9 protein-coding genes are annotated in these 7,596 nt (G+C 62.5%); all 9 read right to left on the bottom strand.

Annotated elements, in window-relative coordinates:
- Positions 1-316 precede the first annotated feature (316 nt).
- Entirely contained in the window at positions 317-946 is a 630-nt protein-coding gene (locus HMPREF1136_RS06160) for an HAD family hydrolase (RefSeq protein WP_009648469.1), read from the bottom strand.
- Positions 947-1,091: 145 nt separating this feature from the next.
- Complete coding sequence (locus tag HMPREF1136_RS06155) at positions 1,092-2,369, bottom strand: ParB/RepB/Spo0J family partition protein (RefSeq protein ID WP_009648463.1); 1,278 nt, start codon at positions 2,367-2,369, stop codon at positions 1,092-1,094.
- 174 nt (positions 2,370-2,543) lie between these two features.
- On the bottom strand, positions 2,544-3,422 hold the full coding sequence (locus tag HMPREF1136_RS06150; protein ID WP_009648473.1) for a ParA family protein: 879 nt from the start codon (positions 3,420-3,422) through the stop codon (positions 2,544-2,546).
- Positions 3,423-3,701: 279 nt separating this feature from the next.
- A complete protein-coding gene (gene rsmG, locus HMPREF1136_RS06145; protein ID WP_034505155.1) occupies positions 3,702-4,385 on the bottom strand; it encodes a 16S rRNA (guanine(527)-N(7))-methyltransferase RsmG in 684 nt (227 codons plus the stop codon).
- A complete protein-coding gene (locus HMPREF1136_RS06140; RefSeq protein ID WP_009648471.1) occupies positions 4,378-4,881 on the bottom strand; it encodes a Jag family protein in 504 nt (167 codons plus the stop codon). The genes rsmG and HMPREF1136_RS06140 overlap by 8 nt, the downstream gene beginning before the upstream one ends.
- Before the next feature lie 80 nt (positions 4,882-4,961).
- A complete protein-coding gene (yidC, locus tag HMPREF1136_RS06135) occupies positions 4,962-6,305 on the bottom strand; it encodes a membrane protein insertase YidC (protein WP_009648466.1) in 1,344 nt (447 codons plus the stop codon).
- Positions 6,306-6,377: 72 nt separating this feature from the next.
- Positions 6,378-6,734, bottom strand: coding sequence for a membrane protein insertion efficiency factor YidD (gene yidD, locus HMPREF1136_RS06130; protein ID WP_034505160.1), 357 nt, complete (start codon positions 6,732-6,734; stop codon positions 6,378-6,380).
- Positions 6,710-7,072, bottom strand: a complete 363-nt coding sequence (rnpA, locus tag HMPREF1136_RS06125) for a ribonuclease P protein component (RefSeq protein ID WP_009648468.1) — start codon at positions 7,070-7,072, stop codon at positions 6,710-6,712. The genes yidD and rnpA overlap by 25 nt, the downstream gene beginning before the upstream one ends.
- A 9-nt stretch (positions 7,073-7,081) precedes the next feature.
- Positions 7,082-7,222, bottom strand: a complete 141-nt coding sequence (rpmH, locus tag HMPREF1136_RS06120) for a 50S ribosomal protein L34 (RefSeq protein WP_003791379.1) — start codon at positions 7,220-7,222, stop codon at positions 7,082-7,084.
- Positions 7,223-7,596 lie beyond the last annotated feature (374 nt).

Below are 7,596 nucleotides of genomic sequence, written 5' to 3'. Positions count from 1 at the left end.
GGGCCTGGCCGGGCTTCGAGACGACGCGCCGAGCCGAAGGCTCGCGGCGCGGACGGCGAGCGGGCGGGCAGGCCCCGCGGCGACCGAAACTCACACAGCTGGCTGGACCCGAAGGTCCCCCAAGCACGGATGAGCAGCACACATTCGCTCGTCACGCGCAACAAAATGCGAAAGCGTGCCTCAGAACGGGAAAGCGAGTTCCTTGAGGCGTGCCTCAGAACGGGAAAGCGAGTTCCTTGAGGCGCGCCTCAGAACGGGAAGCCGAGTTCCTTGAGGCGCGCCTCAGAACGGGAAGCCGAGTTCTTTGAGGCGTGCCTCAGAACAGGAAACCGAGTTCCTTGAGGCGCGCCTCGGCCTGTTCGGGTCCTGTCCACAAGATGCCTTTGACGCCCATCAGTTCAGCGGCGCGAACATTTTCGCGACGGTCGTCGATGAAGGCGACGTCTTCGACGGGAGTTCCGAGGCGGTGGAGTACGTCGCGGTAGATGCCGCGGGAGGGCTTGCAGATGCCGTAGTCGCAGGAGAAGGCGAAAAAGTCGAAGAGGCTCCCCCATTCGGAGCGGCGGATTGCTTTTGCGATGGGGTACGGGGCGTTGGAGAGGATGCCGACGCGTATGCCTTGGTGTCGCAGAAGTCGGACGAGGGTGAGAGCGGATTCGTTTGCGTCGGCCATACGTGAGGAATCGAGTTCCACGAGGGCTTTGAGTAGGTCTGCGGGTGGTTCGTCCTGTCCGCAGTCGCCGGCGATACGGTCCCAAAAGTCGCGGTCGGAAAGACCGGCGTCGTAGTCGCCGCGGTGTGTCCACATTGCTTGGTCGACGAGTGTTGTGAGGCCTCGCGATTCGTCTCCGAACATGCGGGCGATGATGGCGGGATCGGGGTGAGAGTCAACGAGGACTCCCCCGACATCGAAAAGCACGGTGCGCGAACTGCCTGGGGCGTGCATGCCTTTCGCTCCTTCTAGTACTGCGAGAATCCGACGCCGGATCCTTAAGAGTAGTTTAAGCATAGTTTGAGCCACAGATCAGCCCGGAAAATGTATGTTTGGAAACATACTTCGGCTGATCTGCTGAGACGTGTACGAAGCTGACTCAGTGGAGAATAAGGTCTGCGATTCGCTGGAGGTCGTCTGCTCCTGCGAATTCGATGACGATTCGACCCTTCTTTCGACCTTCCGTGATGGAGACGCGCGTGTCGTAAGCGTCGGACAGGGCCGTCACGACGCTCTCTCCCAATGCAGACAGGGGGTGTTGCTTGCGGGCGCGCGGGCGCGGGGTGGCCTTGGCCTTGCCGACTCGGACGATCTCTTCAGTGGTGCGCACTGAGAGGCCTTCCGCGACGATGCGCTCCGAGAGTCGTTCCATGTCTTCTGCTGTGTCGAGGGACAGCAGGGCGCGGGCGTGGCCCGCGGTGATGACCTGTGCGGCCACCTTCTTCTGGACGGTCGGGGGGAGCTTGAGCAGGCGCAGGGTGTTGGCAATCTGCGGGCGCGAGCGGGCGATCCGCTTGGCGAGCTCTTCCTGAGTCGCACCGAAATCGGCCATGAGCTGCTGGTATGCGCTCGCTTCTTCCAGCGGGTTGAGCTGGGCCCGGTGGAGGTTCTCCAGGAGTGCGTCGCGGAGCAGATCTCCGTCGTCGGTCTCTCGGATGATCGCTGGAATCGTGGTCTCGCCGGCGAGCTCGGAGGCACGCAGGCGGCGCTCGCCCATGATCAGTTCGTAACGCGCGTCGGGCTTCTCGGCGAGGTACTCCTGGAGCTTCTCGGAACGACCGGTGGCGGGAATGTTGCGAACGACGACGGGCTGGAGAACGCCGACCTCCTTAATGGAGGCGGACAGTTCCTTCAGGTCATCCTCGTCGAAGACCTCACGAGGCTGCTTCGCATTGGGGACGATCTGATCGATAGCAATTTCGGCGAAGGATGCCCCGGGCACGGGCAGAAGCTCATTCTCCTCAGATGTTTCACGTGAAACATCCGGAATAGACTGGGCGACGGGTTCGACGGGCACAACACGCGGGGCAGAAACACTCTGGTCGGGAGCTGAGCCATTGGTCCCAGAGCCAAGAGGATTAGATACATTCACCGTGCGGCGTGCCGTGCCAATGTCCAGGGTGGGCATTGCATGGCGCTTCTTCTTCGACGAGGCCATGGCGCGCTTAGGCTGGAGGAGATCCTTTGCGGATCCTCCCCTACCGCTGGCGGCAGGGCCTTCGGGGAAGAATACGTCGAGTGGACGTGCAGGAGGGGCGGGCGGTGTCGGTGGCTTCTGCTCACCTGCCTGAGGGATGAGAGCGCCAAGACCGCGGCCAAGGCCGGTGTGCTTGCGAGCGCCCTTGCGGCCCTCAGTCTTCGGTGTTGCATCCGCCATTGCATAACTCCTTCAATTGCGTGCGTTTATTGTTTCACGTGAAACAATGTATTGCGCTCAGGTGATGAGCGGCTTTGATCACTTTATTGAACTTATGGTCACGAATCGTGACGACTACGTTCCAAACTGCGGAAAACCCAGGCTGCGAGCCAATGTTTCACGTGAAACACTGTTTTACAGTGCGGCGGCAAGCCGATCGCACAGCTCGAGGGCGGCCTTTCGGTATGCGATAGCACCGACGTTGCGCGGATCGTACGTAATGGCGGTCTGTGCGTAGCTGGGGGCTTCGGAAATGCGAACGCTGCGGGGAATCACCGTCTGGAACGTGTGATGCGGGAAGTGCGCACGCACCTCGGATTCGACCTCCTCGGACAGGCGGGTGCGCTTGTCGGACATGGTGAGGAGCATTCCCGACACACGCAGACCGGGGTTCATGCTCGCACCGACGCGCTCGACCGTATTCCAGAGCTGGCTCAGGCCCTCGAGGGCGTAGTACTCGGCCTGAATAGGGATCAGAACCTCGTCGGCAGCCACCATGACGTTCAGCGTCACGAGGCCGAGCGAGGGTGGGCAATCAATGAGGATAATGTCGATCTCATGATGCGCCGCCACGTATCGACTGAGCGCAGCCTTCAGGCGACTCTCACGCCCGGGCACGTCAACCAGTTCAATCTCGGCACCCGACAGGTCGATTGTCGCCGGGCACACGAGGATACCCTCGACATCGGGACACGGCTGGACAACATCCTCCAGCTCTGCTCCCCCGATCATCACGTCGTAGGTCGATGGTGTGCCCACGGGGTGCGCGACGCCGAGCGCGCTGGAGGCGTTGCCCTGCGCGTCCGCGTCGATAACAAGCACCGACAGACCACCCATTGCCAGGCCAGCAGCCAGATTAACGGCCGAGGTCGTCTTACCGACGCCGCCCTTCTGGTTGGCGATTGCAATGATGCGCGTGGACGCGGGCTTGCGATACTCGGCGTTTGCGAGCATACGCAAATCAGCGATGTTGCGTTCGATCTGAGAGGACAGAGGGGTGTTTTCTGCTGTCACGTGACACCTTCCTAGCTACTGCCTCTAGTCTACGGGCCACCGCCGACACTAACAGCATCGAAAGCCCGCGATGCATGAATACACACAGGAATCACGACACATTGCATCACACACCGAAAAAAATTGTTCTGTAGGATCGATTCTCCTGGTCGCGAGGGCCGATCACACAAGCACCGAAACGACACAACGGCACCACAAAAACATGCAGATGAAAGGCTCACTCGCAATAAAGTGATGGCCACCACATTATAATGTGGTGGTCATCACTTTTAGCGAAACCTACTTGATACGGGTGCAGACCACCACGTACGTCGACTCTTCCTCCATGATCGAGGGAACCTCGTGTATCTCGGCACGCAGGTGGTGACGGCGTAGCTCAGCCGAGGCCTCGTCCACCTCAATTGGAGCGCGACGACCCTTGAGCGCTACGAGCGAGCCACCCGGCGCGATGAGCTTGGACGTCATGCGCACGAGCTTGCTCATATTCGCCACGGCGCGGGCAGTGACCACGTCGGCCTTGCCCTTGCCTCGCAGCTCCTCGGCACGCGCCTGATGCACAGTCACGTTATCCAGGCCCAGGCCCTCGACGACCTCTTCAAGCCACTCGACGCGGCGCGCCATGGGTTCCGCGAGGTGAATGTGCAGGTCAGGCCGACACGCGGCAATCACAATGCCAGGCAAACCGGAGCCGGAGCCAACGTCCAGGACCTCGCGCCCCTCCTTGCGGGGCATGAAGTCGAGGACGGCGGCAGAGTTGACGATGTGACGCGACCAGATGCGTTCCATGTCGCGCGGACCGAGCAGGCCGCGCAGCTCGCCCTCCTCCTCGAGCATGCGCGCGTATTCCGCGACGTCGGAAAAGGCGGGGCCGAAGAAGTCACGGACTGCCTGCGTGGGTTCTTCTGGGACGAAGGGGTCGCCCACCTGGCGACCCCTTCCCAACCCGTTCGGGTTCTCACTCACCGTCGGAATCCTCGGGCAGGATGACGACGCGGCGATGGGGCTCGACGCCCTCGGATTCGGAGGTCAGGCCCTCCTCGGCGACGACGTCATGGCAGACCTTGCGCTCGAAGGGGTTCATGGCGTCGAGCTTGACGGCCTCACCGGTGGAGCGCACGCGGGCGATGGCCTCGCGCGTGATGTCCTGCAGCTCTTCCTTGCGCTCGGCGCGGAAGCCTGCAATGTCGAGCATGAGGCGAGAGCGCTCGCCGGTCTCGGTCTGGACGGCCAGGCGGGTCAGTTCCTGGAGCGCGTCCAGGACCTCGCCATCCTCGCCGACGAGGCGCTCGAGAGCCTCGGGATCGTCGGCGACGATCTCGACGGATGCGCGGCCGTTCTCGACGTCGATCTCGATGTCACCGTCAAGGTCAGCGATGTCGAGCAGTTCTTCCAAGTAGTCGGCGGCGAGTTCGCCTTCTTCTTCGAGGCGGGTGAGCTTGCCTGCGTTGTCGTCACTCATGACGGGTCCTCCGTGGTGGGGAATGGGGTCTTGCTGGGATCCAGGGTACCCGCTCGGGTTCCGGGACCGTGAATTGTCAATCAGCGCTTCTTGCCAGAGCGGCGGCGGGCCTTGCGGCGCTCAACGCGGCGGCGCTCAATCTCCTCGGCGCTCAGGGAGCCGTTTGTGCTGTCCTTCGTAGCCTCAGCAGGCGTCGACTCGGACGAGGCCTGGGCGGCCTCCCGCTCGAGGGTACGGCGTTCGCGGACCTGCTTCTGGAGCTCGGCACGCTGGGCGGAAGCTTCCTGCTTAGCGAGGCGCTTTTCGACGGCGAGGGTCAGGCCGTGCATCCACTGCTCGTCGGGCAGGGTCGTCCACTTCTGGAAGGCGAGGTTGCGGTAGACGGTGATGATTTCGCCGGTGGTCATGGAGGCCGGGAAGTCGGAAGCGACGTGCTGTTTCTTGGCCTTGGAGCGCACCTCGGCGAGCGTGCGCTCGTTGAGTTCGTCGACACGCGAGTCAGTGGACGCGGTGCCCAGGGCGGCACGCTCACGGTCATAGTTCTGGAAGAAGGGCTTGGCCCATTCCTGGTAGGCGGACTCGCGCGAGGAGAGCAGGTCGGCGTAGGCCGGGGAGCCGGGGGTCGGCATGACCTTGACGGTCCAGAAGGACTGGCCGAGGGCCCAGAAGGAGGCCGTCACCGTGTAGATGACGACGCCCATCTGGAAGAAGACGCCGGAGAAGATGAACATCAGCGGCATCACGTACATCATGGAGCGCTGCGACTGAGCCATCGGGTTGTTGCCCAGGTCGGGCATGTTGCGCTGGAAGGACAGGCGCATCGAGAAGAACTGCAGGGCAACCATGAGGACAATCGCGGTGACGAAGACGCCGACGATGAGCGGATCCCCCGTGGATTCGCGCAGGGTGCGCGACAGCGGAGCACCGAAGACGGTCGAGTTCACGATCTCGGTGGACACGGACTCAGTGAGCGGGCCGAGGTGGTCAGCAGCCTCGCCTCGGTACATGTAGGTGCCAGCGGAGATGGAGGAGACGGCGATGATCGCGCGGTACATGCCGAACAGAACGGGCATCTGGACGAGCATCGGCAGGCAGGAGGCGAAGGGCGAGACCTTGTGCTTGCGCTGGAGGGCTTGGGTCTCTTCCATCATCTTCTGACGGCTGACCTGGTCCTTCTTGCCCTTGTACTTGTCCTGAATCTTGCGCATCTCGGGCTGGATGGCCTGCATGGCGCGCGAGGATCGGATCTGCTTGAGGAACAGCGGGATGATGGCGATGCGCACCAGGATGGTGAGCAGCACGATGGACAGGACCCACGCGATACCGGAGCCGGAAGACATTCCAACGAGCACCAGGAAGTCGTGGATCCACACCCACAGCCACGAGATGGCCCACGCGAAGGGGTGGAGAATTGCGTCGAACATAGTTTTCGCTTTCGCCGTGGCGCCTGAGCGCCGCTGTTTCGTTGTTCCTTACATTCCCGAGGCCGTGGCCGGTTACTCGGTCAAGTCATGTTCCGGGTCCAGTCCCATGGGGGCGGGCCGTTCCCAGTTGTCGTGGCCTGCCCAGTCATCGGGTGGGACCCAGGCCTCTGGCTTCCAGCGCCCACGCGCGGGCACGTGGTCCACTCCCCCATGACTCCACGGGTTGCACCGCAGCAGGCGCCAGGCCCCGAGGATCAGTCCCTTGATGGGGCCGTGAACGCGGATTGCTTGCAGCGCGTAGGCGGAGCAGCTGGGCGCGTAGCGGCACCGGGGGCCAAAGGCCGGGGAAATGTATCGCTGGTAGGCGATGATGGGCGCGGAGGCGAGTGCGACAAGCACTCGCCTCACGACTGTGATCGCGCGTTCCATTTGCGCCACGCTCGCTCCATCACGCGATCAAGATGGGTACCGAGTTCCTTGGAGGGCACGCCGAGGGCCTTGGAGGATGCCCTCACAACGAGCCTGGTCCCCTCGGGTAGGTCGGCGACGCGTTCGCGCATGAGGTGGCGCAGCTGCCGCTTGACACGATTGCGTCCATTGGCGCGCTTGATTTCGCGCTTGGGTACGACGAAACCGACGAGGCGGCTGTTGCGCTCCTCGTCGGCTCGGACGTGGACGACAACCAGTGGATCTCCTGCGCGCGCTCCGTGTCGGATCGCGGCGGTGAAATCCGCTGGGTCAACCATGCGGTGCGCGCGCGGCAGCACCGGGGTGTCTCAGGCGGACAGCTTGGCGCGGCCCTTGCGACGGCGGGCAGCCAGAATGGCGCGGCCGGCGCGGGTCGACATGCGCAGACGGAAGCCGTGCGTCTTCGAACGACGACGGTTGTTGGGCTGGAAGGTCCGCTTGGTGGTCACGGCAATTCTCCTCGGCGGGGAGTGGTCTCCCACTCGTTGATCGGTTGGGCTACCGGCCCGATCAGGGCACGATAGCGGGGACACACGCCCGAAATGGGCGCAAACAATTTCCAAGACTAAGCGGATGTGGGCGGTGAGTCAACGGGGCGAAATTACACACCGCGTCACACACAGTTTCCACAGCTGTGGAAATCGCTGTGGAACGAAGTCTTCCACAGCGGTGGATGATGACAGTTATCCACAAGCTGTGTGTCAATTTGCTTTCCGCGCCACTCCGCGCCCCCAAAGTTGTAACTACATACATGTGATTCTGTGATAGTTCTCCACAGCTCCATCCCCAACCTGTGCATAAGCCTGTGTGCGGACTACACTTT

Origin of the sequence: Actinomyces sp. ICM47 (genome assembly GCF_000278725.1) — a bacterium.
Lineage (GTDB): Bacteria > Actinomycetota > Actinomycetes > Actinomycetales > Actinomycetaceae > Pauljensenia.
This window is presented reverse-complemented; position numbering and strand designations above follow the sequence as displayed.